At 60.0% G+C, this 26,061-nt stretch carries 24 protein-coding genes; 12 read left to right on the forward strand and 12 right to left on the reverse strand.

Translation table 11 applies throughout. The features are described 5' to 3' along the window. The first annotated feature begins 53 nt into the window (after positions 1 to 53). The 10 genes from pcaK (at position 54) to pcaC (ending at position 9,930) form a co-directional block, all read left to right on the forward strand. A complete protein-coding gene (gene pcaK / locus ACA053_RS06250; protein ID WP_497394747.1) occupies positions 54 to 1,400 on the forward strand; it encodes a 4-hydroxybenzoate transporter PcaK in 1,347 nt (448 codons plus the stop codon). A gap of 270 nt (positions 1,401 to 1,670) precedes the next feature. Beyond that, complete coding sequence (locus tag ACA053_RS06255) at positions 1,671 to 2,528, forward strand: CoA transferase subunit A (RefSeq protein WP_059407998.1); 858 nt, start codon at positions 1,671 to 1,673, stop codon at positions 2,526 to 2,528. Further along, complete coding sequence (locus tag ACA053_RS06260; RefSeq protein WP_109628317.1) at positions 2,528 to 3,307, forward strand: CoA-transferase subunit beta; 780 nt, start codon at positions 2,528 to 2,530, stop codon at positions 3,305 to 3,307. The genes ACA053_RS06255 and ACA053_RS06260 overlap by 1 nt, the downstream gene beginning before the upstream one ends. After that, complete coding sequence (gene pcaF / locus ACA053_RS06265; protein ID WP_497394748.1) at positions 3,304 to 4,509, forward strand: 3-oxoadipyl-CoA thiolase; 1,206 nt, start codon at positions 3,304 to 3,306, stop codon at positions 4,507 to 4,509. Before ACA053_RS06260 ends, pcaF begins: the two co-directional genes overlap by 4 nt. 35 nt (positions 4,510 to 4,544) lie before the next feature. Further along, complete coding sequence (gene pcaH / locus ACA053_RS06270; RefSeq protein WP_497316091.1) at positions 4,545 to 5,249, forward strand: protocatechuate 3,4-dioxygenase subunit beta; 705 nt, start codon at positions 4,545 to 4,547, stop codon at positions 5,247 to 5,249. A gap of 1 nt (position 5,250) precedes the next feature. After that, positions 5,251 to 5,817, forward strand: coding sequence for a protocatechuate 3,4-dioxygenase subunit alpha (pcaG, locus tag ACA053_RS06275; RefSeq protein ID WP_497316093.1), 567 nt, complete (start codon positions 5,251 to 5,253; stop codon positions 5,815 to 5,817). A 192-nt stretch (positions 5,818 to 6,009) separates the two neighbouring features. Continuing rightward, positions 6,010 to 7,314 (forward strand): MFS family transporter, encoded by a 1,305-nt coding sequence (locus tag ACA053_RS06280; RefSeq protein ID WP_497394749.1) that lies wholly within the window; start codon positions 6,010 to 6,012, stop codon positions 7,312 to 7,314. A gap of 45 nt (positions 7,315 to 7,359) precedes the next feature. Continuing rightward, positions 7,360 to 8,724: a 3-carboxy-cis,cis-muconate cycloisomerase gene (locus ACA053_RS06285; RefSeq protein WP_497394750.1), complete on the forward strand. Its 1,365-nt coding sequence runs from the start codon at positions 7,360 to 7,362 to the stop codon at positions 8,722 to 8,724. 11 nt (positions 8,725 to 8,735) lie between these two features. Beyond that, positions 8,736 to 9,527, forward strand: coding sequence for a 3-oxoadipate enol-lactonase (gene pcaD / locus ACA053_RS06290; protein WP_497394751.1), 792 nt, complete (start codon positions 8,736 to 8,738; stop codon positions 9,525 to 9,527). A 10-nt stretch (positions 9,528 to 9,537) separates the two neighbouring features. Then, positions 9,538 to 9,930 carry a 4-carboxymuconolactone decarboxylase gene (pcaC, locus tag ACA053_RS06295; protein WP_497316099.1) on the forward strand — a complete coding sequence of 131 codons (393 nt, stop codon included), beginning with the start codon at positions 9,538 to 9,540 and terminating at the stop codon, positions 9,928 to 9,930. A 156-nt stretch (positions 9,931 to 10,086) separates the two neighbouring features. Here the strand turns inward: pcaC and ACA053_RS06300 are convergent, their stop codons facing one another. The 5 genes from ACA053_RS06300 to emhA all read right to left on the reverse strand — a co-directional run bounded on the left by ACA053_RS06300 (position 10,087) and on the right by emhA (position 18,675). Further along, positions 10,087 to 10,902: a methyltransferase domain-containing protein gene (locus tag ACA053_RS06300; RefSeq protein WP_497394752.1), complete on the reverse strand. Its 816-nt coding sequence runs from the start codon at positions 10,900 to 10,902 to the stop codon at positions 10,087 to 10,089. Between the two features lie 301 nt (positions 10,903 to 11,203). Further along, positions 11,204 to 12,463 (reverse strand): OprD family porin, encoded by a 1,260-nt coding sequence (locus tag ACA053_RS06305; protein ID WP_497394753.1) that lies wholly within the window; start codon positions 12,461 to 12,463, stop codon positions 11,204 to 11,206. A gap of 444 nt (positions 12,464 to 12,907) precedes the next feature. After that, positions 12,908 to 14,368, reverse strand: coding sequence for an efflux RND transporter outer membrane subunit EmhC (emhC, locus tag ACA053_RS06310; RefSeq protein ID WP_497394754.1), 1,461 nt, complete (start codon positions 14,366 to 14,368; stop codon positions 12,908 to 12,910). Next, a complete protein-coding gene (emhB, locus tag ACA053_RS06315; RefSeq protein ID WP_497394755.1) occupies positions 14,365 to 17,514 on the reverse strand; it encodes an efflux RND transporter permease subunit EmhB in 3,150 nt (1,049 codons plus the stop codon). Before emhB ends, emhC begins: the two co-directional genes overlap by 4 nt. 3 nt (positions 17,515 to 17,517) lie before the next feature. Next, complete coding sequence (emhA, locus tag ACA053_RS06320; protein ID WP_497394756.1) at positions 17,518 to 18,675, reverse strand: efflux RND transporter periplasmic adaptor subunit EmhA; 1,158 nt, start codon at positions 18,673 to 18,675, stop codon at positions 17,518 to 17,520. A gap of 266 nt (positions 18,676 to 18,941) precedes the next feature. On the opposite strand from emhA, the gene emhR reads away from it, so the two are divergent. Next, the gene (gene emhR / locus ACA053_RS06325) at positions 18,942 to 19,574 is read left to right on the forward strand and encodes an efflux system transcriptional repressor EmhR (protein ID WP_497316111.1); all 633 of its coding nucleotides are present in this window, start codon (positions 18,942 to 18,944) and stop codon (positions 19,572 to 19,574) included. Between the two features lie 201 nt (positions 19,575 to 19,775). Here emhR and ACA053_RS06330 read toward each other — a convergent pair whose 3' ends face one another. The 5 genes from ACA053_RS06330 to ACA053_RS06350 all read right to left on the reverse strand — a co-directional run bounded on the left by ACA053_RS06330 (position 19,776) and on the right by ACA053_RS06350 (position 23,606). Further along, positions 19,776 to 20,276, reverse strand: coding sequence for a hypothetical protein (locus tag ACA053_RS06330; RefSeq protein WP_497394757.1), 501 nt, complete (start codon positions 20,274 to 20,276; stop codon positions 19,776 to 19,778). Positions 20,277 to 20,312: 36 nt separating this feature from the next. Then, complete coding sequence (locus ACA053_RS06335) at positions 20,313 to 20,819, reverse strand: hypothetical protein (protein WP_497394758.1); 507 nt, start codon at positions 20,817 to 20,819, stop codon at positions 20,313 to 20,315. Between the two features lie 223 nt (positions 20,820 to 21,042). After that, the gene (locus tag ACA053_RS06340) at positions 21,043 to 22,092 is read right to left on the reverse strand and encodes an alkene reductase (RefSeq protein WP_109628332.1); all 1,050 of its coding nucleotides are present in this window, start codon (positions 22,090 to 22,092) and stop codon (positions 21,043 to 21,045) included. Positions 22,093 to 22,115: 23 nt separating this feature from the next. Next, positions 22,116 to 23,282, reverse strand: a complete 1,167-nt coding sequence (locus ACA053_RS06345) for an MFS transporter (RefSeq protein WP_497394759.1) — start codon at positions 23,280 to 23,282, stop codon at positions 22,116 to 22,118. A gap of 3 nt (positions 23,283 to 23,285) precedes the next feature. Beyond that, complete coding sequence (locus tag ACA053_RS06350; RefSeq protein ID WP_109628334.1) at positions 23,286 to 23,606, reverse strand: ArsR/SmtB family transcription factor; 321 nt, start codon at positions 23,604 to 23,606, stop codon at positions 23,286 to 23,288. Between the two features lie 171 nt (positions 23,607 to 23,777). Here ACA053_RS06350 and ACA053_RS06355 point away from each other — a divergent pair, with 171 nt between their 5' ends. Continuing rightward, a complete protein-coding gene (locus ACA053_RS06355; RefSeq protein ID WP_497316117.1) occupies positions 23,778 to 24,356 on the forward strand; it encodes an acyl carrier protein phosphodiesterase in 579 nt (192 codons plus the stop codon). 123 nt (positions 24,357 to 24,479) lie between these two features. Here the strand turns inward: ACA053_RS06355 and ACA053_RS06360 are convergent, their stop codons facing one another. Together ACA053_RS06360 and olsB are read right to left on the reverse strand one after the other, a co-directional pair. Next, on the reverse strand, positions 24,480 to 25,271 hold the full coding sequence (locus ACA053_RS06360) for a lysophospholipid acyltransferase family protein (RefSeq protein WP_109628336.1): 792 nt from the start codon (positions 25,269 to 25,271) through the stop codon (positions 24,480 to 24,482). Further along, the gene (gene olsB, locus ACA053_RS06365) at positions 25,271 to 26,026 is read right to left on the reverse strand and encodes an L-ornithine N(alpha)-acyltransferase (protein ID WP_010462503.1); all 756 of its coding nucleotides are present in this window, start codon (positions 26,024 to 26,026) and stop codon (positions 25,271 to 25,273) included. Before olsB ends, ACA053_RS06360 begins: the two co-directional genes overlap by 1 nt. Between the last annotated feature and the right edge of the window lie 35 nt (positions 26,027 to 26,061).

The following is a 26,061-nucleotide window of genomic DNA, read 5'->3' on the forward strand; positions in this document are numbered from 1 at the left end:
CGCCAGCCTAGGCTGGCACCTGTCCGACTGCGTTCTTGCGTGGAATAAAAATAATGAACCAGCCTCAGTCTGCTGTAGGAAACTGCCTCGACGTGCAGTCCTTCATCAATGCTCAACCCATTTCGCGCTACCAGTGGCGAGTGGTGATCCTGTGTTTCCTGATTGTTTTCCTCGATGGCCTCGACACCGCGGCCATGGGCTTCATCGCGCCTGCCTTGTCGCAGGATTGGGGCATCGACCGCGCCAGTCTCGGCCCGGTGATGAGTGCAGCGCTGATCGGCATGGTCTTCGGCGCACTGGGTTCCGGTCCCTTGGCTGACCGCTTTGGGCGAAAAGTCGTACTGGTCGGCGCAGTTTTGTTGTTTGGGGCCTTCAGCTTGGCGTCGGCGTACAGCACCAATGTCGATCAATTGCTGGTGCTGCGCTTCCTCACCGGCCTGGGCCTCGGCGCCGGGATGCCGAACGCCACCACGCTGTTGTCGGAATACACCCCGGAGCGAAAAAAATCCCTGCTGGTGACCAGCATGTTCTGCGGTTTCAACCTCGGCATGGCCGGTGGCGGGTTTATCTCGGCCAAGCTGATTCCTGCCTTTGGCTGGCACAGTCTGCTGCTGATCGGCGGGATCCTGCCGCTGATCCTCGCCGTCGTCTTGCTGTTCTGGCTGCCGGAGTCGGCACGTTACCTGGTCGTGCGAAACCGTGGCACCGACAAAGTGCGCAAGACCCTCGCACCGATCGATCCGGTCGTCGTCGCCCAGGCGTCGAGCTTCAGCGTGCCGGAACAGAAAACCGTGAAGGCGCGCAACGTGTTTGCCCTGATCTTCAACGGCACCTATAGCACCGGCACTTTGTTGTTGTGGCTGACCTACTTCATGGGCCTGGTGATCGTTTACCTGCTGACCAGTTGGCTGCCGACGCTGATGCGTGACAGCGGCGCGAGCATGGAGCAGGCGGCGTTCATTGGTGCGTTGTTCCAGTTTGGCGGTGTGCTGAGCGCAGTGGGCGTGGGCTGGGCGATGGACCGGTTCAATCCGCACAAGGTCATCGGCATTTTCTACTTGATGGCCGGGGTGTTTGCCTACGCGGTAGGGCAGAGCCTGGGCAACATCACGATTCTGGCGACCTTGGTGCTGGTGGCCGGGATGTGCGTCAACGGTGCGCAATCGGCGATGCCGTCGCTGGCGGCGCGGTTTTATCCGACTCAAGGGCGTGCGACCGGGGTCTCGTGGATGCTGGGGATTGGCCGGTTCGGCGCGATCCTCGGGGCGTGGATGGGCGCAACGTTGCTGGGGTTGGGCTGGAATTTTGAACAGGTGCTGACGGCGCTGGTGATTCCGGCGGCGCTGGCGACCACGGCGGTGGTGATCAAGGGCGTGGTCAGTCATGCGGATGCGACCTGACAGCCTGATCCAGATTCTTTGGCGCGTTTGAGGGCCTCTTCGCGGGCAAGCCCGCTCCCACAAGGATTGCGCATCTACCAGTGGGAGAGGGCTTGCCCGCGATGCTTTTTGGGATCGGTAGCGAGACAACAATCTGTTCGATAAACGAACACTCAGTCGATTATCGGATTGTTTGGCGTTTTGCACAGGCTTAACCTTCAGTCATTCCGGCGCTGAACCTCGCGCCTTTTTCATCCACTGTCGGTTCATAACAAAACGGGAGCCTGCCCCATGGCTGAAATCCTTTCGCTGCACGACGCGGTGAAGCAATTCGTCAACGACGGCGACACCGTCGCGCTCGAAGGCTTTACTCACCTGATCCCTACGGCGGCGGGTCATGAAATCATTCGTCAGGGCAAGAAAGATCTGACGCTGGTGCGGATGACGCCTGACCTGATCTACGACCAGTTGATCGGCGCCGGTTGTGCTCGCAAGCTGATTTTCTCCTGGGGCGGCAACCCGGGTGTCGGTTCGTTGCACCGTCTGCGTGACGCCGTAGAGAAACAGTGGCCGCATGCGCTGGAAATCGAAGAACACAGCCACGCCGACCTGGCCAATGCCTACGTCGCTGGCGCCTCCGGCCTACCGTTCGCGGTGCTGCGTGCCTACGCCGGTTCCGACCTGCCGAAGGTCAACCCGCTGATCAAAACTGTTACCTGCCCGTTTACCGGCGAAGTGTTGGCTGCGGTGCCATCGGTGCGCCCGGACATCACCGTGATTCACGCGCAGAAAGCCGACCGCAAAGGCAACGTGCTGCTGTGGGGCATTCTCGGCGTGCAGAAAGAAGCGGCGTTGGCCGCCAAGCGCTGCATCGTTACCGTCGAAGAAATCGTCGACGACCTCAATGCACCGATGAATTCCTGCGTGTTGCCGACCTGGGCCTTGAGCGCGGTGTGCCACGTCCCTGGCGGCGCGCATCCGTCCTACGCCCACGGTTACAACGAGCGTGACAACCGTTTCTACCAGGCTTGGGACCCGATTGCCCGCGACCGTGACACCTTCACCGCGTGGATCAACGAATACATCCATGGCTGCGCTGACTTCAGCGAGTTCCAGGCCAAGCTGGCCGCTGCTTCGGAGGCCAAGTAATGACTTACACCACCAATGAAATGATGACCGTCGCCGCGGCCCGCCGCCTGAAAAACGGTTCGGTGTGCTTCGTCGGCATCGGCCTGCCGTCGAAAGCTGCCAACCTGGCGCGCCTGACGTCTTCGCCGGATGTGGTCCTGATCTACGAATCGGGTCCGATCGGTGCCAAGCCGAGCGTACTGCCGCTGTCGATCGGCGACGGTGAACTGGCGGAAACCGCTGACACCGTCGTTCCGACCGGTGAGATTTTTCGCTACTGGTTGCAGGGCGGGCGCATCGACGTCGGTTTTCTCGGCGCTGCGCAGGTCGACCGCTTCGGCAACATCAACACCACCGTAGTCGGCGATTATCACGCACCGAAAGTGCGCCTGCCGGGTGCCGGTGGCGCGCCAGAAATTGCTGGCTCGGCGAAAAGCGTGCTGATCATTCTCAAGCAGTCGGCGCGTTCCTTCGTCGACAAACTCGACTTCATCACCTCGGTCGGACACGGCGAGGGCGGTGATTCGCGCAAGCGTCTCGGCCTGCCGGGTGCCGGTCCGGTCGGCATCATTACTGACCTGTGCATCATGGAGCCGGAAGCGGACACCCATGAATTCGTGGTCACCGCGCTGCACCCCGGCGTGACCCGCGAGCAAGTGATTGCCGCCACCGGTTGGGCGATTCGTTTCGCAGACACGGTTGAAAATACCGCCGAGCCCACCGACGTTGAATTGAAGGCGCTCAGGGATCTGGAAGCCCGCACCGCCGCCGCCCACGGCCAAGCACCCGGAGAAGCGTGATGCGTGACGTTTATATCTGCGATGCCATTCGCACCCCCATCGGCCGTTTTGGCGGTGGCCTGTCGGCGGTTCGTGCTGACGACCTCGCCGCTGTGCCGATCAAGGCCTTGATGGAGCGCAACCCGTCGGTGGACTGGAACGCCGTGGACGAGGTATTCCTCGGCTGCGCCAACCAGGCCGGCGAAGACAACCGCAACGTCGCACGCATGGCGCTGCTGCTGGCCGGGCTGCCGGAAAGCATTCCCGGCGTCACGCTCAATCGCCTGTGCGCGTCGGGTATGGATGCCATTGGCACCGCATTCCGCGCCATCGCCAGTGGCGAAATGGAGCTGGCGATTGCCGGTGGCGTCGAGTCGATGTCCCGCGCACCGTTCGTGATGGGCAAGGCCGATGCGGCGTTCTCGCGCAACATGAAGCTGGAAGACACCACCATCGGCTGGCGTTTCATCAACCCGTTGATGAAAGCCCAATACGGTGTCGATGCGATGCCGCAAACCGCTGACAACGTGGCGGACGACTACGAAGTTTCCCGCGAGGATCAGGACGCTTTCGCCCTGCGCAGTCAGCAGCGCACGGCCGCCGCGCAAGCTGCAGGATTTTTCGCTGAAGAAATCGTTGAAGTGCGGATTGCCCACAAGAAAGGGGAAACCGTCGTCAGCCAGGATGAGCATCCTCGCGCCGACACCACCCTGGAAACCCTGGCCAAACTGAAACCGGTCAATGGCCCTGATAAAACCGTCACCGCCGGCAATGCTTCCGGTGTGAACGACGGTGCGGCGGCGCTGATTCTGGCCTCCGCCGAAGCGGTGAAAAAACACGGCCTGACTGCTCGCGCCAAAGTGCTGGGCATGGCGAGCGCCGGTGTTGCACCTCGGGTAATGGGCATCGGCCCGGTGCCGGCGGTGCGCAAACTGACTGAGCGCCTCGGTCTGGCGGTCAGTGATTTCGACGTGATCGAACTCAATGAAGCCTTCGCCAGTCAGGGGTTGGCAGTATTGCGCGAGCTGGGGCTGGCGGACGACGCGGCCCAGGTCAACCCGAACGGTGGCGCCATTGCCTTGGGCCATCCGTTGGGCATGAGCGGTGCGCGTCTGGTCCTGACCGCGTTGCATCAGCTTGAAAAAACCGGTGGCAAGAAAGGTCTGGCGACTATGTGCGTCGGTGTCGGCCAGGGTCTGGCCTTGGCCATCGAACGCGTCTGACGCCCGGCAGACTAATAAGAACAGAGGAAAGCGAAATGACTGACAAGCCTGGTTACCGTCGCCCACAGGAAGGCACCCAGCCGGAGTACCTGCACCCGACTTATCAATCCACCAACCGTCGCGCGCCGTCCAAGCCGTTGGTGTTTTTGCCTCATTCGTTGTCGGAAATCACCGGCCCGACCATCGGCGCCGAGCGTGTCAACGAGAAGGACAACGACCTGACCGGCCAGCATCAGGGCGAACCGTTGGGTGAGCGCATCATCATTCACGGCCGCGTGCTGGATGAAGACGGCTTGCCTGTCCCGGGGATTCTGGTGGAGATCTGGCAGGCCAATGCCGCCGGTCGCTATAACCATGCCCGCGACCTGCACGATGCGCCGCTGGACCCGAACTTCACCGGCACCGGCCGCACCGTGACCGACGCCGATGGCTGGTACCAGTTCCAGACCATCAAGCCCGGCGCTTACCCATGGGGCAATCACCACAATGCGTGGCGCCCGGCGCACATCCATTTCTCGCTGTTCGGGCCTAGCATACTGACGCGCCTGGTTACCCAGATGTATTTCCCGGGCGACCCGTTGCTGGCTTATGACCCGATCTACAACTGCGTGCCCGATACCCGCGCCAAAGAGCGTTTGATCGCGACGTTCGATCTGGAAAAAACCATCCCTTCCTATGCCCTCGGTTATCGCTGGGACATCGTCTTGCGCGGCCGCGAAGCCACGCCGATGGAGAAATAAGATGACGCTGAACGCGACCACGTCCCACACCGTCGGGCCGTATTACCACATCGGCCTGACCTGGCTGAACCGCGAAGACCTGACCGTCGAACAAACCCTCGGCGAGCGCGTGTCAATCACCGGGCAAGTCGTCGATGGCAACGGCGACTTCGTCAACGACGCGATGCTGGAAGTCTGGCAGGCCAACGCTGCCGGCAAGTACGACCACCCCGAAGACGACCAGGCCAAACCCCTGGACCCGAACTTCGAAGGCTTCGGCCGGGTGCCGGTGGATGCCGAAGGGCGTTTTCGTTTCACCACCATTAAGCCAGGCACCGTGGAAGGCCTGAAGGGCTCGACCCAGGCGCCGCACCTGGTGGTGCTGGTGTTTGCTCGCGGGCTGGTGAAGCACTTGCTGACACGGATTTACTTTGAGGGCGAACCGGCGAACGTCGAGGATCCGCTGCTGGAGTGTGTGCCGGCTGAACGCCGCAGTACCTTGCTGGCGAAGCAGGATGCGTCCGGTGTGTATCAATGGAATGTAGTCCTGCAAGGCACCGATGCCGAGACGGTGTTCTTCGATTATTGAGTAACAACACAAAAACCTGTGGGAGCGGGCTTGCCCGCGATGACTGAGTCACATCCAGCATCAAAGGTGACTGACCCAACGCTATCGCGGGCAAGCCCGCTCCCACAGGGATTGGTGTTGCTGATCTATCTGTGGAACGGGACTGTTGCAAAGTGTGTCTAGACTGTCATGGTCCCCAAAGAGTGAAAATCAATGACAACCCCCACCGCTATTCCAGCGCATTACACCGGCGAAGAGCGCAGCAAGCGCATCTTCGCGATTGTCGGTGCCTCGTCCGGCAACCTCGTTGAATGGTTCGACTTCTACGTCTACGCCTTTTGCGCGATATACTTCGCGCCGGCCTTTTTTCCGTCCGATAACCCGACTGTGCAGCTGGTCAACACGGCTGGCGTGTTCGCGGCCGGGTTTCTGATGCGACCGATTGGCGGCTGGATTTTCGGCCGTGTCGCGGACAAGCACGGGCGCAAGAATTCGATGCTGATCTCGATTCTGATGATGTGCTTCGGCTCGTTGCTCATCGCCTGCCTGCCGACCTACAAGGACATCGGCGTCTGGGCGCCGATCATGCTGTTGTTCGCCCGCTTGCTGCAGGGCCTGTCGGTGGGCGGGGAGTACGGCACCACCGCGACCTACATGAGCGAAGTCGCCCTCAAGGGCCAGCGCGGTTTCTTCGCCTCGTTCCAGTACGTGACGCTGATCGGCGGGCAGTTGCTGGCGGTGTCGCTGGTGGTGGTCCTGCAGCAGTTCCTCACCGAAGATGACCTGCGTGCCTACGGCTGGCGGATTCCGTTTGTGGTTGGTGCAGTGGCCGCATTGATCTCGCTGTTCCTGCGTCGCTCGCTCAAGGAAACCACCAGCAAGGAAATGCGCGACAACAAGGATGCCGGCAGCATCCGCGCGTTGTTCCGCGACCATAAAGCCGCTTTTATTACCGTGCTCGGATACACCGCCGGTGGCTCGCTGATTTTCTACACTTTCACCACGTACATGCAGAAGTACCTGGTGAACACCGCCGGCATGCACGCCAAGACCGCGAGCTACATCATGACTGGCGCGCTGTTCCTTTATATGTGCATGCAGCCGCTGTTCGGCATGCTCGCGGACAAGATCGGCCGCCGTAATTCGATGCTGTGGTTCGGCGCCCTCGGGACGCTGTGCACCGTGCCGATCCTGCTGAGCCTGAAAAGTGTCAGCAGTCCGTTCCTCGCCTTTGTGCTGATTACCGTGGCGCTGGCGATTGTCAGTTTCTACACCTCGATCAGTGGTCTGGTAAAAGCCGAAATGTTCCCGCCGGAAGTGCGCGCACTGGGTGTCGGCCTGGCGTATGCGGTGGCCAACGCGGTCTTCGGTGGCTCGGCGGAATACGTGGCCCTGAGTCTGAAAGCCGTGGGCATGGAAAACTCCTTCTACTGGTACGTGACGGTGATGATGGCGGTGGCGTTCCTGTTCAGCCTGCGCCTGCCGAAACAGGCCAAGTATTTGCACCACGACCTTTGATCCATCCGCGTGGGCCCGACCGGCCCGCGCTTTCAGGAACTGTTTATGAACCAGCGACCGGGCAATCAACTGTTCGATGCCTATTTCACCGCCCGCGACATGCGAGAAGTGTTCTGCGATCAGGGCCGGGTTCAGGCCATGCTCGATTTCGAATCGGCACTGGCCCGGGCCGAGGCGCGGGTGGGCTTGATTCCGCAATCGGTTGTCGCATCGATTGAAGCGGCTTGTGTCGCAGGGCATTACGACTTTGCTGCGCTCGGCGAGGCGATTGCCACGGCGGGCAATTCGGCGATTCCGCTGGTCAAGGCGTTGGGTAAACAGATCGCGACCACCGATGCTGAAGCCGAGCGCTATGTGCATCTGGGCGCGACCAGTCAGGACGTGATGGACACGGGACTGGTGTTGCAACTGCGCCGCGCGCTGGAACTGATCGAAAGCGATCTGGCGCAACTGGGTGAAACGCTGGCGACCCAGGCGCTGCGCTTCGTTGCCACGCCGCTGGCCGGGCGCACTTGGTTGCAACACGCAACGCCCGTCACCCTCGGCATGAAAATCGCCGGTTGGCTGGGCGCTGTGACCCGCAGTCGGCAACGTCTGCAAGAACTCAAACCACGCCTGCTGGTGCTGCAATTCGGCGGCGCCTCCGGAACCCTTGCGGCCCTCGGCGAGCAGGCGATGCCAATTGCCGAAGCCTTGGCCGGTGAGCTGCAACTGACATTGCCGGATCAACCCTGGCACACCCAGCGTGATCGCCTGGTGGAGTTCGGCGCGGTGCTCGGTTTGATCGCCGGCAGCCTCGGCAAACTTGGTCGCGACATCAGTTTGTTGATGCAGACCGAAGCCGGCGAAGTGTTCGAGCCGTCGGCACCGGGCAAGGGCGGTTCCTCGACCATGCCGCACAAGCGCAACCCCGTCGGCGCCGCGGTGCTGATCGGTGCGGCGACCCGGGTTCCCGGTTTGCTCTCGACTCTGTTCAGCGCCATGCCGCAGGAACACGAGCGCAGCCTGGGCCTGTGGCATGCCGAATGGGAAACCCTGCCGGAGATTTGCTGCCTGGTGTCCGGCAGCCTCAAACAAGCGTTGCTGGTGGCGGACGGACTGGAAGTCGACGCCGATCGTATGGCCCGCAACCTCGACCTGACCCAAGGCCTGGTGCTGGCCGAAGCGGTGAGCATCGTCCTCGCGCAACGGGTAGGGCGCGATACCGCGCACCATCTGCTGGAGCAATGCTGCAAACGTGCGGTGGCCGAGCAACGGCACTTGCGAGCGGTACTCGGCGACGAGCCGCAAGTGACTGCCGAGCTGTCTGACATTGAACTCGATCGTCTGCTGGACCCCGCCCATTACCTCGGTCAGGCCCATGCCTGGGTCGAGCGAGCGGTGGCTGAACATTCTGCGTTGACTGCCTGAAGGAGATTGCTGTGGCTTTCGTACAACTCGCCGAGGGCGAACTGAACTATCAAACAGACGGGCCGGACGATGCGCCGGTGCTGGTGTTGTCCAATTCGCTGGGCACCGACCTGCACATGTGGGACGCGCAAATCGCCGCATTCTCCGAGCATTTGCGCGTGTTGCGTTTCGACACCCGGGGTCACGGCCAATCGCTGGTCACTCCGGGGCCTTACAGCATCGAGCAACTGGGCCGCGACGTGCTGGCGCTGCTGGATGCGCTGCACATCGAGCGTGCGCATTTTTGCGGTCTGTCCATGGGTGGTTTGATCGGCCAGTGGCTGGGCATCAACGCCGGCGAGCGGCTGAACAAACTGGTGGTGTGCAACACCGCCGCGAAAATCGGCGATCCTTCGGTGTGGAACCCACGGATTGAAACCGTGCTGCGGGACGGTCCGGCCGCGATGGTCGCCTTGCGCGATGCATCGATTGCGCGCTGGTTTACCCCTGACTTTGCCGAGGCCAATCCGGCTGCCGCGAAGCGTATTACCGACATGCTCGCGGCCACTTCGCCGCAAGGCTATGCCGCCAATTGCGCGGCCGTGCGCGATGCCGACTTCCGCGATCAGCTGTCCGCGATAAAGGTGCCGCTGCTGGTCATCGCCGGCACTGAAGACGCAGTGACGCCGCCGTCCGGTGGGCACTTTATCCAGGAGCATGTGCAGGGCGCCGAGTACGCCGAGTTCTACGCCGCACACCTGTCCAACGTCCAGGCCGGTGCAGCGTTCAGTGACCGGGTCCTGACGTTTTTGTCAGCTGATTAAGGGGATTGTTGTGGACGAGAAACAACGTTACGACGAGGGCCTGGAAGTCCGTCGCTCGGTGCTTGGCGATGCGCATGTCGACCGCAGCCTGAATGCGCTGACCGAGTTCAACTCGGAGTTCCAGGAAATGATCACCCGCCACGCCTGGGGCGACATCTGGACCCGCCCAGGCCTGCCGCGCCATACCCGCAGCCTGATCACCATCGCCATGCTGATCGGCATGAACCGCAACGAAGAACTCAAACTGCACCTGCGCGCCGCCGCCAACAACGGCGTAACCCGCGGAGAGATCAAGGAAGTGATCATGCAGAGCGCGATCTACTGCGGCATCCCGGCGGCCAATGCGACGTTTCATTTGGCGGAGTCGGTTTGGGATGAGCTTGGCGTCGAATCCCGGGAGTGATCTTCGGGTTTTGTATTGCTTGAGCTGACGCCATCGCGAGCAGGCTCGCTCCCACATTTGATCGGCGTGAACGCAAATTATGCATTCACTGAAGATCTCCTGTGGGAGCGAGCCTGCTCGCGATAGCGGTGGGTCAGCCTGCATCAATTTCGAAATTTAAACGGTCGCGACAATGAAAATCCGCTTGAACGGAAACAACGTGCGCCCATCGCTCTCATGGGGGTAATGCGCATGCACTCGCATCATGAAGTGATAGATGAACCGCGCCTGTTCCTCGTCCTTCAACCCCTGCATCACCGTCCGCAAGGCCGAGACCTTGATCCAGTCATAAATCGGCGACTTGCCGTCCACGACCTGCAACTGCGAGGTTTCCCAGATATCCAGTGTCCGGGTAATCGGTGAGAGCAACCGGTGGTAATTTTCCAGCGACAGCAACGGCCGCGCCGCCATCCTCTCGCGCAGTTGCGGGGAGCCGAGCGGTTTGCCGTCGGAGCCACCATCGTTGAGGGTGTCGAGCACCAGTTGATACCACACCGCATCCCGCCAGTCGGGCATGTGCGCCGCCAGACAACCACCCGGGTTGAGATAACCGAGCAAGCGCGGCAGAAGCTGTTCGTGATCGTCGATGAAATGCAGCACTGCGGCGGCAAAGAGCAGGTCGGCGGGTTGCTCCGGCTGCCAGTTCTGTAGATCGCACTGCTTCCACAGCGCCTTGATCGGCAAGCATTGCGCCTCCTGAAGCATCTTCTCCGAACTGTCGATGCCCATCAGGTGCGCAGGGGGCCAGCGTTTGGCCAAAGCTTGCGTCGCAATGCCGGTCCCGCAGCCGAGGTCGTAGATGCGTTTGGGGTTTTCAAGGTCGACGCGGTCGAGTAACTCGATCACCGGCCGTTGTCGAAGCCGGGAGAATTGCTGGTAGGCCTTGGCATCCCAGTCGCTTTTGACGGGAGCCGATTTGAGTGGCGTGATCATGAGGTGGTCCTCTGGTGATCAGGTGGTGTCTTCCGATGACAGCCTGGCTCAAGTCTTGCGGACCAACATCAACAGATAACGGAAGTGGGAAGGGTTGAGTTCGCCTGACTCCTGTCAGGTTTTTTCACTGTAATGGATCGTTGGTAAAGCGCCAGGCTAGCTGACAGGCGGCCGGCTAGATGCCGCGCTATCGTTCTTCGCGGGCAAGCCTTGCTCCTGCTGAAATCGAGTTGGCCGCCAATGTTGCAGCCAACCCGTGACCTGTAGGAGCAAGGCTTGCCCGCGAAGGTGCCCTTGAGACTTACAACAAACTGATCGGATAGCTGACGATCAACCGGTTCTCATCGAACTCGTTATTGCTGAAGTCCCGGCGCATCGTCGAGTTGCGCCATTTGACGTTCAGGTCCTTGAGCGCGCCGCTCTGTACGGTGTAGCCCAGTTCGCTTTCGCGGCCCCATTCCTTGCCGTCGGTGATGGTGCCGGTGTGCACGTTGTCGCCGCTGATGTAGCGGTTCATCAGGGTCAGGCCGGGGATGCCGAGGGCGACGAAGTTGTAGTCGTGGCGCAGCTGCCAGGATTTTTCCTTGGCGTTGTCGTAGCTGGCGTTGTAGCTGTCGTTGGCCAGGGTGCCGCCGCTGGTGCCGTTGACCCGCATCCAGGCGCTGTCGCCGGTGAGTTTTTGCAGGCCGACGTAAAAGGTGTGACCGCCGTATTTGGCCGAGAACAGGCCTGACCAGGTCTTGTTGTCCAGGTCGCCGGCCCGGGCGCTGCCGTCTTCCTGGCCATAGAAGAAACCGAGGTTGGCGCCCAGGGTCCAGTCGCCGATGGGCTGGCTGTGGATCAGGTTCACGTATTGCTGGCTGTAGATGTCCTTGAGTTCGGCATTCCACAGGCCGATCTGGGTGCGCTTGTCGTTGAAGGCGTATTCACCGCCCTGGAAGTTGAAGCGGTCAGAGGTGAAGGTCGGTTTTCCGGTCATCGACATATCGTTCATGCTGCTGTCGTCGCGCGGGCTGTTGGCGCGGAACTGGCCGCCATAGAGCGTCAGGCCGGCGATTTCTTTCGAGGTGATCTGGCCGCCACGGAAGGTTTGCGGCAGGGAGCGACCGTCGTCCGAGCGCAGGATCGGCAGCACCGGCATCCATTCGCCCACCTTGATTTCGGTCTGCGACAGCCTGGCCTTGAATGCCACGTTGGTGCGCCCGAAGTTGTCCGCCGGGCGACCGTCATGATCCAGCGGCAGCAACTGCGTCCCGCCTGTGCCTTTGCCGCCATCGAGCTTCACCGAGTACAGCCCCAGCACGTCCATGCCGAAGCCGACGGTGCCCTGAGTGAAGCCGGATTTGGCGTCGAGAATGAAGCTTTGCGTCCATTCCTCAGCCTTGCCCTGGGCCTTGGTCGGGTTGGTGAAATTGCGGTTGATGTAGAAGTTGCGCAGGTTCAGGTTGACCTTGGCGCCTTCGACAAAACCCGATTCCTCGGCCATGGCGGGCAGGGCCGCGCTGGCCAGGGCGATGGCAATCAGGCTGGGGAAATAATACTGCGCGGTGGAAGGCGTCATGGGCTCGGGTCTCTCTAATTGTTAGGGATGAAACGGGGCACTGCCGCAACGTCGGGGGTTGCAGACAAAGGAGTCGATTTCGTGAAAAACGGGAGCGGAATCAGCCGGACAGGGCAGGGCGCGGGGGCATGGTGTCGAACCTGATGTTATTGGTCTTGTGCGACGAATGGTGCGGGGAATGGACTGGATGGTTCAATCGGGAAAAGCGGGTTTTGGGCGGTTATCGAACGCATGTTGGTTTGAGGTTCTGCGTCGTATGTGCCTGCCTCATCGCGAGCAGGCTCGCTCCCACAATGGTCATTCTGTGTGCATGCGATTGTTGGCAAATACAGATCCCCTGTAGGAGCGAGTCTGCTCGCGAAGGGGCCAGCCCTGACAACACACCTTTTCCAGCCGCCAACAAAAAGCCCACCAAAAGGTGGGCTTGATGTTTTCACAGCGCTATCAGAACAACTTCATCTTCGGCGCTTCTTCTTTCTGTGGTTCGACTTTCGCCGTCTGCTCGTTCCAGCCACCACCCAATGCCTTGTACAGATTGACCGCACTGACCAGCTGCGCCAGACGATCAGTGATCAGCACCTGTTGCGCACTGAACAGCTGACGCTGGGCGTCGAGGAAGGTCAGGTTGCTGTCGACACCGATACGGTAGCGACGCTCGGCCAGACGGTAGTAGTCCTGGTTGGCGGTGACGAAATCACGCTGCGCCTGCAACTGATCGGTGTAGGTCTGGCGGGCAGCCAGGCCGTCGGCGACTTCCTGGAAGGCCGTTTGAATGGACTTCTCGTAGTTCGCCACGCCGATGTCTTTCTGGATTTTCGAGTAATCCAGGCTGGCGCGCAGGCTGCCGGCGTTGAAGATCGGCAGGTTGATCTGCGGCGAGAACAACCAGGTGCCCGAACCGCCTTTGAACAGACCGGACAGGTCCGGGCTCAAGGTCCCGGCGTTGGCCGTCAGGCTGATGCTCGGGAAGAACGCCGCCCGTGCCGCGCCGATGTTGGCGTTGGCCGCTTTCAGGTTGTACTCGGCCTGGAGGATATCCGGACGACGTTGCAGCAAGTCCGATGGCAGACCGGCCGGCACGTCGCTCAGCAGGTCGTCAGCCAGTGGCTTGGCGGCTTGCAGATTGGCCGGGATGCCAGTGCCGAGCAGCAGCACCAGGCTGTTTTCATCCTGCGCGACCTGACGGGTGTACTTGGCCAGTTGTGCCCGGGCGTTTTCCACCGAGGTACGCGACTGGGCCAGGTCCAGGGCCGAGGCGACCCCGACTTCGTTGCTGCGCGAGGTGAGCTTGTAGCTCTCCTCGAATGCACCAAGGGTGTCCTGAGTCAGTTTCAGCAGTTCCTTGTCCGCCTGCCAGGTCAGGTAGGCGTTGGCCACGCTGGCCACCAGGCTGATTTGCGTGCTGCGACGACCTTCTTCGGTAGCGAAGTACTGCTGCAGGGCTTCTTCGCTCAGGCTGCGAACCCGACCGAACAGGTCGAGTTCATAAGCGCTGATCCCGACCGTAGCCGAATAGGAACTGGTGATACCCGCTTCGCCGGTCTGCGAAGCACGTGCCGGTAGGCGCTGACGGCTGCCGGTGCCATTGGCCGAAACCGCCGGGAACAGATCGGCACGCTGGATGCGGTATTGAGCCGCGAACGCGTCGATGTTCAGGGCCGCAACACGCAGGTCACGGTTGTTTTCCAGGGCGACCTGGATCAGCTGTTGCAGTGCCGGGTCATGGAAAAACTGCTTCCAGCCCTGTTCGGCGGCGGCCTGTGCAGGCGCCTGGGCCGACGAGTACGCCGGGCCCTGCGGGTATTGCGCTGCCACCGGTGCATCAGGCTGCTGATAATCGGGGATCAGCGAGCAGCCGCTCAGCACGAAGGCGGCAACTGCGATGGAGAGTAGCGACTTGCTCATTGGCCAGCCTCTTTAGAAGGTTCAATTGCATCGTCCTGATCGGCTTTTTTGCGCTGGCCAATCGACGACACGGTGACGAAGAACAGTGGGACCCAGAAGATCGCCAGGACCGTGGCGGTGATCATACCGCCAATAACGCCCGTACCGATCGCATGCTGGCTACCTGAACCTGCGCCCGTGGAAATCGCCAGCGGTACCACACCGAGGACGAAGGCCAGCGAGGTCATGATGATCGGTCGCAAACGCATCCGGCATGCTTCGATTGCCGCTTCACGCAGGCTACGCCCTTGCTCATGCAGTTCCTTGGCGAACTCGACGATCAGAATGGCGTTTTTCGCTGCCAGACCGATGGTTGTCAACAGACCCACCTGGAAGTAAACGTCGTTGGAGAGCCCCCGCAGGCTAGTGGCCAACAGTGCACCGATGATCCCCAAAGGCACCACCAGCATCACCGCGATCGGAATCGACCAGCTTTCGTACAGCGCCGCCAGGCAGAGGAACACCATCAGCAGCGACAACGCGTACAGCGCGGGCGCTTGTGAGCCGGACAGTCGCTCTTCGTACGACAGGCCCGTCCAGGAAATACCGACACCGGCCGGCAGTTTCTTCGCCAGGGCTTCGACCTCCGCCATGGCTTCACCGGTGGAGTAGCCCGGAGCCGGAGCACCGAGGATTTCCATGGCTTCTACGCCGTTGTAACGCGAAAGCTTCGGCGCGCCGTAGATCCACTCGCCCTTGGCGAAGGCCGAGAAGGGCACCATGGTGCCTGCGGCGTTACGCACATACCATTTCTTGATGTCTTCCGGGCTCATGCGCGAATTGGGCTGACCTTGCACGTAGACTTTCTTCACCCGACCACGGTCGATGAAGTCGTTGACGTAGCTACTGCCCAAGGCAATCGACAGGGTGCTGTTGATGTCGGAGAGGGTCAGGCCCAGGGCGCTGGCCTTCTCGTCATCGATTTCCAACTGGTATTGCGGCTCGTCGTTCAAGCCGTTCGGACGCACCTGATAGAGCACCTTGCTCTGCGCCGCCATGCCGAGGAACTGGTTGCGAGCTTCCATCAACTTTTCGTGACCGATACCGGCACGGTCTTGCAGGAACACGTCGAAACCGGTGGCGTTACCCAACTCCAGTACCGCCGGTGGCGCGAAGGCGAACACCATCGCATCGCGGAAGGTGAAGAAGTGCTGCTGGGCGCGGGCGGCGAGTTTGAACACGCTGTTTTCCGCATCCCGCTGATCCCACGGCTTGAGCATGATGAACGCGAGGCCCGAGCTTTGGCCACGACCGGCGAAGTTGAAGCCGTTGACCGTAAAGACCGAGGCTACAGCGCTCGATTCCTTATCCAGCAGGTAGGAGCGCATCTCATCGATCACCACCTGCGTGCGCTCGGCGCTGGAGCCGGCCGGGGTTTGCACCTGGGCAAACAGCACGCCCTGGTCTTCTTCCGGCAGGAACGCCGTTGGAATGCGGGTGAACAGCCAGATCATGCCGACGACAATGATCAGGTAGGCCAGCAGGTACGGCGCTTTGTGCGTGAGCATGTTGCCGACGCCACGCTCGTAGCTTTTGACACCACGGTCAAAGCTGCGGTTGAACCAGCCGAAGAAGCCGCGTTTCGGTGTGCCGTGCTCGCCTTTCGGAATCGCCTTGAGCATGGTGGCGCAAAGGGCCGGGGTGAAGATCAGTGCGACCAACACGGACAGCGCCATGGCCGAGACGATGGTGATCGAGAACTGCTTGTAGATCACGCCCGTGGAGCCGCTGAAGAACGCCATCGGCAACAGTACCGCCGACAGCACCAGGGCGATACCGACCAACGCACCCTGGATCTGCCCCATGGATTTCTTGGTGGCCTCCTTGGGTGACAAGCCTTCTTCGCTCATGACCCGTTCGACGTTTTCCACCACGACAATGGCATCGTCCACCAGCAAGCCGATGGCCAGCACCATACCGAACATGGTCAGGGTGTTGATGCTGAAACCGAACGCCGCGAGGATGCCGAACGTACCCAGCAATACCACGGGCACAGTCATCGTGGTGATGACGGTGGCGCGGAAGTTTTGCAGGAACAGGAACATCACCAGGAACACCAGCACGATCGCTTCGACCAGGGTTTCAACCACACCCTTGATCGACTCGGTGACCACCGGGGTGGTGTCGTACGGGAAGACCACTTCCATGCCTTGCGGGAAGAACGGCTTGAGCGTGTTGATGGTGTTGCGCAGCGCTTTCGCGGTGTCGAGGGCGTTGGCACCGTTGGCCAGTTTCACCGCCAGACCGGAGGCCGGAGCACCGTTGAACTGAGCGTTGATGCTGTAGTTCTCACCACCCAGACCTACGTCGGCGACATCGGACAGACGCACTTGCGAACCGTCCTTGTTGACCTTGAGCAGGATCTTGTTGAACTGCTCGGCGGTCTGCAGACGGGTCTTGCCGATGATGGTGGCGTTCAACTGCTGGCCAGGCGCAGCCGGCAGGCCGCCCAGTTGACCGGAGGACACCTGGATGTTCTGCGCGGCGATAGCCGCTTTCACGTCCACGGGCGTCAGGTTGAAGTTGTTCAGCTTGGCCGGGTCGAGCCAGACACGCATCGCGTACTGGGAACCGAAGACCTGGAAGTCACCGACACCGGCGGTCCGCGAGATCGGGTCCTGCATGTTCGACACGATGTAGTTGGACAGGTCGTCCTTGGTCATGCTGCCGTCGCGCGACACCACGCCGATCACCAACAGGAAGTTCTTCACGGCCTTGGTCACGCGGATACCCTGTTGCTGCACTTCTTGCGGCAGCAGCGGGGTGGCCAGGTTCAGTTTGTTCTGGACCTGAACCTGCGCGGTATCGGAGTTGGTGCCTTGCTCGAAAGTCGCGGTAATGGTCATGCTGCCGTCGGAGTTACTTTCCGAGGAGACATAACGCAGGTTATCGATACCGTTGAGCTGTTGTTCGATGACCTGAACCACGGTGTCCTGCACGGTTTGTGCGGACGCGCCTGGGTAGGTCACCTGGATCGCAATGGCCGGAGGCGCAATGCTCGGGTATTGGTTGATCGGGAGTTTGAGAATCGAGAGTGCCCCGACCAGCATGATCACCAGGGCAATTACCCAGGCGAAAATCGGACGGTCGATAAAAAATTTCGACATGGTTTACTCCCCTTTGCCGCTGGAAGCCTTGTCAGCTGCCTGTGCGGGGGCCGGGTTCTTTGCGCCAACGTTAGTCGCTTCACTGGCTTTGACTTCAATGCCAGGTTTGACGAATTGCAGTCCTTCGGTGATCAGGCGATCGCCGGCTTTCAGACCGTCTTCGATCAGCCATTGGCTGCCGACGGTGCGGCTGGCCTTGAGCTGACGCAGTTCGACCTTGTTGTCAGCGCCCACGACCAGTGCGGTCGGTGTGCCTTTGAGGTCGCGGGTCACGCCTTGTTGCGGCGCCAGAATCGCGGCGGCGTTCACGCCGGATTTGAGCTGGGCGTGCACGAACATGCCTGGAAGCAGCGTGTGATCCGGGTTCGGGAACACGGCACGCAAGGTCACGGAGCCGGTGGTCTGGTCAACCGAGACTTCGGAGAACTCAAGCTTGCCTTCCTGCTTGTACTCGCTGCCGTCTTCGAGGGTCAGCTTGACCGCCGCTGACGTGTCGCCAGCCTTTTGCAGGCGACCGCTTTCCAGTTCGCGACGCAGCTCAAGCAGCTCGACGGACGACTGGGTGACGTCGACGTAAATCGGGTCGAGTTGCTGGATCACCGCCATGGCGTCGGCCTGGCCGTTGCTGACCAGCGCGCCCTCGGTCACGTTCGAGCGGCCGATGCGACCGGAGATCGGTGCGTAGACCTTGGTGTAACGCACGTTGATCTGAGCGGATTGCAGGGAGGCTTCCGATTGCAAACGATTGGCCAGCGCCGTGTCGTATTCCTGACGGCTGACGGCCTGCTCGTTGACCAGCTGCTTATAGCGGTCGGAGATCGACTTGGTCTGTTGAAGGTTGGCTTCGGCGCTTTTGAGCGTAGCTTCATAAACGGCCGGATCGATCTGATACAGCTGCTGACCGGCCTTGACGTCGCCGCCTTCCTTGAACAGACGCTTGAGAATGATGCCGTTGACCTGTGGGCGAACTTCGGCAATGCGGAACGCACTGGTGCGCCCCGGAAGCTCGGACGTCAGGGTAAAGGCTTGAGGTTGCAGGGTAACCACGCCGACCTGAGGAGGCGGTGCGGCGGGTGCCGCTTCTTCCTTTTTGCATCCGCTGAGCAGTGATGCGAGGGCGACGGCGGCGACCAGAGCGGTAACAGCTGGCTTGAATTGCATGAAAATCCTCGGGTCAGGCGCGCAAGAAACGCACAAGAAATGTGGAAGGGTAAAAAATGAGTGCCGGGTGGATAAGTAGCTTGCTAAGGAATATACTTACGTTCATGGTTGTTTGTAAACACCTTGACTGCGTATCCACCCTGTTACCAACGCCCGTCAAAGGTTCGAATTGTAAGCCGGGGGACGAGACCCGAGAGCGCTCGCCCCACTTTTGTTCAGCGGCTGTTCAGACATCGCTGAAGCACCCTGATTGAGGTTTTACTGCCATGGTCCGTCGTACCAAAGAGGAAGCTCAAGAAACCCGCAGCCAGATTCTGGAAGCAGCAGAGAAAGCCTTTTATGAAAGGGGCGTGGCGCGTACGACGCTGGCGGACATCGCGACCCTGGCCGGCGTGACTCGCGGAGCCATCTACTGGCATTTCAGCAACAAGGCGGACCTGGTGCAGGCGATGCTGGATAGCTTGAAAGAGCCGCTGGATGAAATGGCCAGGGCCAGTGAAAGCGAAGATGAACTCGATCCGCTGGGCTGCATGCGCAAACTGCTGATTCATTTGTTTCATCAAGTTGCCCTGGACCCGAAAACCCGACGCATCAATGAGATTTTGTTTCATAAGTGCGAATTCACCGATGAAATGTGCGACCTGCGTCAGCAACGTCGTGAGGTCAGCCTCGATTGCAATGTGCGAATCGCCCTGGCCCTGAGTAATGCGGTGAATCGGGGGCAAATGCCCGAGGACCTCGACACGGCCCGTGCGGCCATCAGCCTGCACGCCTACATCGATGGCATGCTTTACCAATGGCTATTGGCCCCCGACAGTTTTCAACTGCACACCGAGGCCGAGCGTTGGGTCAATGCAGGGTTGGACATGCTGCGTTTGAGCCCCAGCCTGCGCAAATGAAACAAAATGCTTAATTGGATCCGGTTGTGTCAACCATTAAGGCGAGCTTTGATCCTTCAAGGCTCGCCTCGATGCACAGGGGTGCTTTTATATACGTACGCTCGCCAGGATGAAAGGTAGCGAGCTACGTATTTTGTAGGGATTTTGTGTCGAGTGTGTGAACGGCTGTAAGCATCACGGCACCCCAAGCCGCCCATCAGGTCATTTGTTGAACGTTAAAACAACGGTGTAGCTGAACGGGGGCTTGGACAGACGTTCGGAAATATAGCTATTGCAGCTATATCCCGAGGTGCCCCGTCCCGAGCTTGTTTGTTCCCACGCCGGTTTGTAGCTGGGCTCCAGTGCCCCAAAGCCAACCGGAGCATTCATCAACGTTTTTAAACGGCATCGAAATCCATTAACTTCATAGTCGATGAAATTACTGATGGGCGCGACTTTTTTTCGAGAGGGTTGCCAGCCGGACTGATCATAAGTAAAAGCACGCTGGTATGGGATGTCCAGCGATTCCTCGGTGCCCGGGCCGATGTTAAAGCTGGTCAGGGGGGCGCTAAGTTCTGCCTCGAGTCCTCCGTGCTGTTTTAACTTTAATGTGCCGAATGTATTGTTGATGATTTTTATCGTTACTACGGTATCTGCCAAGCTATAGGAAAAAGGAGCGCAGGTTGCTAATAGTGCAAATATCAGTTTTTTTACCATGTTCATAATTTTTTTGGCCAGGGTGAATATGAATTAAATGAGTTATTCAAGGCTGAACTGAATGCTGTAGCTATAGGGGAGAGTACTGATGACTTCGAAGATGTCTGTCGTACAATCCGCCGGTTCGACACCGATGGACTTCCCGTTGCCGGACCAATGAGCAGGTTTCAGAAGGTCGGTCACCTTGATGGTGGCGGTGAACTGGCATTCCTTTTTTCCTGAGGCATAGGCAAACGTTTCGGTGAGTATTCTAGGGTTATCACGGGTAATTGATCTGAAAGGTTCCGGATAGTGCGTGGGAAAATTCAGTACCGCGTTAATGGGCACCGTGAAATCAGAAATCGCATTGCCTCGGTCGGTTTGCTTCTGCGATGGCCGAGACAGCGTTAATTCTTCCGATGTCAGGTTTTTAATATAGTAGTGAATGGTCGTGTCGTTGATGTTGTCGGATTCATCAATGGTTTGATAATCCCCGTACTTGGCGAAGCCGTAGGGGGTAAACGCAAACGTTGTAAAGATGATCAGTGCAGTCTTTGCATAGTTGTGCACGATGAGCGCTCCTTGTCTCAGTTGATGTTTTTACAAAAGTTGTTTCTCTGCTCTTGTTTTATTAATGTAAAGGCGCTGTCGAAAGTGAGCCAGCGCAAATGTATTGGCGGTTGTTTCGCTGAGAAGAGTTTGTTGTTCTTAAGGGGGGCATAGGCTTGTTGTTTTTCGTTGATAAAAAAAGCCCCGGCTCTTTCGAGTCGGGGCTTTTTGCTGTTAATAAAAATTACATTACCGGATAGTCGATATATCCCACCGGGCCCTTGGCGTAGAACAGCTCTGGACGCGCTTCGTTAAGCGGCGCATCAGCCTTCAAGCGTGCCGGCAGGTCCGGGTTGGCAATGAACGGCACGCCGAAGGCGACCGCATCGGCCTTGCCGCTGGCCAGCCAGGCGTTGGCGCTGTCCTTGGTGAAACGTTCGTTGACGATGTACGGGCCGCCGAAGGCTTCCTTGAGTTGTGGGCCCAGGCTGTCGCCGGCTTCTTTCTCGCGGGAGCAGATAAAGGCGATGCCACGTTTGCCCAGTTCGCGAGCGACGTAGGTGAACGTCTCGGCCAGGTTGTCGTCGCCCATGTCATGGGAGTCGGCACGCGGAGCCAGGTGCACACCGACGCGGCCGGCGCCCCAGACTTCGATCGCGGCGTCGGTCACTTCCAGCAACAGGCGTGCACGGTTTTCCAGGGAGCCACCGTACTGGTCGGTGCGCTGGTTGGTGCTGCTTTGCAGGAACTGATCGAGCAGGTAACCGTTGGCGCCGTGGATTTCCACGCCGTCGAAACCAGCGGCCTTGGCGTTCTCGGCACCGGTGCGGTAGGCGTCGACGATGTCGGCGATTTCAGCGGTTTCCAGAGCACGCGGCGTCGGGTAGTCGGCCAATGGGCGAACCAGGCTGACATGACCCTTAGGCTGGATGGCGCTCGGCGCGACCGGCGCTTCACCGTTCAGGTACGACTCGTGGGAAACCCGGCCGACGTGCCACAGTTGCAGGAAGATCTTGCCGCCGGCGCCGTGAATCGCTTTGGTCACGTTGGACCAGCCACGCACCTGATCGTTGGACCAGATGCCCGGGGTGTCCGGGTAGCCGACGCCCATTGGCGTGACCGATGTGGCCTCGCTGAGAATCAGGCCGGCCGAGGCGCGTTGTACGTAATATTCAGCCATCAGCGCGTTTGGCACACGGCCTTCGTCGGCGCGGCAGCGGGTCAGTGGCGCCATGATAATGCGGTTGGCCAGCTCGATGTCGCCCAGTTTGATCGGATCGAAAATAGTCGTCATTTCAGTACAACCCTCGTGAGGTATCAGTTAGTCGCAGGGGCCAGTTCGGGATTACCGCGCTGACGGAAAGTAATCAGGGTCACCAGCAGGGCGAGTACCGCCAGTGCTGCTGCCGCGAGTGGCACGCTGGTCAGGCCGAAACCGTGGGCGATGACGCTGCCGCCGACCCAGGCGCCCAAGGCGTTGCCGATGTTGAAAGCGCCGATGTTCAGGGTCGACACCAGGTTCGGTGCGGCCTTGCCGTAGGTCACCACGTTCACTTGCAGGGCAGGCACGGCGGCGAAACACGCGGTGGCCCAAAGGAACAAAGTGATTTCGGCAGGAATCAGCGCGATGCTGGTCCAGGTCAGTACGGTCGAGATCACGGCCATCGAGATGAAGACGCCGATCAGCGTCGCGGCCAGGCCTTTGTCGGCCAGCTTGCCGCCGATGATGTTGCCGACCGTCAGGCCCAGGCCGATGAGCATCAGGGTCCAGGTCACGCCTTTGGGCGATACGCCGGTGACATCGCCGAGCAGCGGAGCGACGTAAGTGAACAGGGTGAATACCGACGCCGCGAACAACGCCGTCATGCTCAGGGACAACCAGATCCCGGCGCCTTTGAGGGCGCGCAGTTCGGCGCGCATGTCGAGTTTCTCTTCATCGCGCTTGGCCGGCAGGAAGCGGATCAGGCCAATCAGCGCGATCACACCAATCACGGTCACTGCCCAGAAGGTCGAGCGCCAGCCGGCTTCCTGACCGAGCGCGGTGCCCAGCGGAACGCCGAGTACGTTGGCCAGGGTCAGGCCGGTGAACATCAAGGCCACGGCGGATGCGCGTTTGTTCGCCGGAACGAGTCCTGCCGCCACCACCGAACCGATACCGAAGAACGCACCATGGCAAAGGGCCGTGACCACACGGGCAAACATCAGCACGTTGTAATCGGTGGCCATGGCACAGAGCAGGTTGCCGATGATGAAAATGCCCATCAACGCTACCAGTGCAGCCTTGCGCGGTAATCTGGAGGTGGCCAGTGCCATGAATGGCGCACCGATGGCCACGCCCAGGGCGTAACCGGTCACCAGCCAGCCAGCGCCGGGGATCGACACGCCGAGGTCCGCCGCCACATCGGGCAGCAAGCCCATGATGACGAACTCGGTGGTGCCGATGGCGAAGGCGCTCAAGGCCAGAATGAGTAGCGAGAGGGGCATTGTTCAGTTCCTTGTCGGAGCGCTGAGCTCCTTGACGATGGCGTCGAGGAACGCCTGAATCACGTCCTCGTTGCGTTTGAAAAAGTGCCATTGACCGGCTTTCTGGCTGCTGATCAGTCCCGCACGTTGCAAGTTCGCCAGATGGGCGGACACGGTCGACTGCGACAGGCCGCAGCGTTGATCGATCTGTCCGGCGCAAATGCCGTACTCGTGGTTGTGGATCTGTTCCGGGAACTGGGTCTTGGGGTCTTTCAGCCAGATGAGGATGTCTCGGCGTACTGGGTGTGCCAGGGCTTTTATTATTTCGTCGAGGTCGATGGTCATGGGTTTGGGCTCGTGATGAGTAAAACGCTATATCGCGATGAGGCGAACTTTAAATCGCTACTTCGCGATATACCAATATGATTTTGGTCTGACGACCGCATAAATTGGTATATCGGGTTATAACGATACGTTGAGTGTCAACATACAAAGGGGCAGTGCTAAGCTGCGCTCATGAACTATCTCGCACATCTTCACCTCGGTGGCCAGCGCCCCGGTCAATTGCTCGGCAGTTTGTATGGCGATTTCGTCAAGGGACGGCTGCAAGGGCAGTTCGACCCGGAGATCGAAGCGGCCATCCAGTTGCATCGCAGCATCGACGTATTTACCGACCGCCACCCGTTGGTGGATATCTCGTTGTCGCGGTTTTCCATCACACGCCGGCGTTACGCCGGGATCGTGCTCGACGTGTTTTTCGACCACTGCCTGGCGCGGAACTGGACGCTCTACTCGGACCAGCCGCTGGAGCGATTCACCTCGGATGTCTATCGGGTGCTGTCCGCCGAGGCGCAATTGCCGGAACGGCTGGCGATGATTGCGCCGCACATGGTGGCGAATGACTGGTTGGGTTCTTATCAGGAGTTTGGAGTGCTGGAGCAGGTGCTGCGGGGGATTTCGCGGCGGTTGACCCGGCCTGAGGAATTGGCGGGGGCGATGCAGGAATTGCGGGGTTTGTATGAGCCGTTGAGTGATGACTTTCGGTTGTTTTATCCGCAGCTGCAGGATTTCGCGCAAAACTACCCAACACCATAACCCTCTGTGGGAGCGGGCTTGCCCGCGATTGCGGTCTGTCATTCAACATCATCGCTGAATGGTAAGCCGTCATCGCGGGCAAGCCCGCTCCCACAAGGATTGGCGTTTGTTCAGGGATTTGTGTCAGGCCGCGATTGCAGGCCGCAGCGGTTCCGGTTGCGCCTGAGGTATCGCCCCAAACAACGCCTTCTGCACCGACTGCTGTGCCTCGAACGCCAGCGCCGCACGCTCACGACCTTCGCAAGCAATCGGCTTGAGCACTTTGATTTCCACTTCCCCGCGATCATTGGCAAACAAGCGCATCAAGTGCGACAGCAAATCATCATCGCCAATGAACGGCGCCAGGGAATCGAGTTCACCGTCACGCAGATAACGAATCGCCACCGGCTGCAGCTTCACTTCGGAATCAATCGCCGCTGACAGCAAGCGGCCATGAAAGGTACGTAACGAACGCCCATTGGTGGTGGTGCCTTCCGGGAACATCAACAGCGGATGTTCCTGCGCCAGGTGGCGCGTCATCTGTTTGCGAATCAGCTGGCTGTCACCCGAGCCACGACGGATAAACAGGCTGCCGGCCTTGGCCGCCAACCAACCAGCCACCGGCCAGGTGCGTACTTCGGCCTTGGACAGAAACGACATCGGCGTGAGCATGCCCAGCAACGGAATGTCGGTCCAGGACACGTGATTGCTGACCCACAGCATCGGCTCCTTCGGCAGTTCCCCGTGAACCGTCACGCGAAAGGGCAGGGCGTTGCTCAACCGCGCCATGAAAAACCGCGACCAGCGCTGGCGGCGGACCATCGAATGAGCAATGCCCAGACGCTCGAACAGCCCGAACACGCTGGCCATGCTCAAACCCAGTGCGACCACGATCAGCACTCGCGCAATCCGCGCGTACACCCGCAACCGGCTCATCAGACTGCCGCCTTGAAGTGTTTGGCATAACGCGGGCAGAGTTCGTCGCGCTTGAGCAGGATGAACACGTCGGCGACCTGGAAGTCTTCATCCCAGCACGGCTCGCCGCAGATCTTCGCGCCAAGACGCATGTAGGCCTTGAGCAGCGGCGGCATTTCGGCGATCACGTTGGACGGGAGGTCCAAAACCGGCAACGGCTTTTTCGGCTCGGCTCGCAGGTGTTCGGTGCACAGGTAACGTTCACGCAGGCGCTGCATGATCGCGTGGGCCTGAATCCCGCCGTCCTGCATCGGAATGCTCGCGCAACCCATCAAGTAGCTGTAGCCGCCCTGATTCAGCACCTCGGCCAGTTCGCCCCAGAGCACCGCGATGGTGCCGCCGTTGCGATAAGCCGGGTCGACGCAGGTGCGGCCGATTTCCAGGATCGGGCCCTTCAAATGGACCAGGCCATGCAGGCTGAATTCTTCTTCACTGTAGAACTTGCCCAGACTGCTGGCCGCCGTGTGGTCGAGCAAACGGGTGGTCGCCACCAGGCGCCCGGTGTTCAAGTCACGCACGCCGATGTGGGCGCAATGAACATCATAGTCGTCCATGTCCAGACCCAGCTCCGCGCCTTTGAGCTTGGCGTTGAACTCGCCGCTGAAGACGTTGAAGCGCAAGGCCTGGGCTTCCTGCAAGGCCTCGGCGCCCACCAGGCGTTCGGCTTGCAGGCGGCGTTCATTGCCGGTGTCGCTGATGCGGGCGATCTGAGTCATTGGGAATCTCCGTGCGGGCTGTTCACCCGTCTTGG

It is taken from the genome of Pseudomonas sp. LBUM1672, from assembly GCF_059695655.1.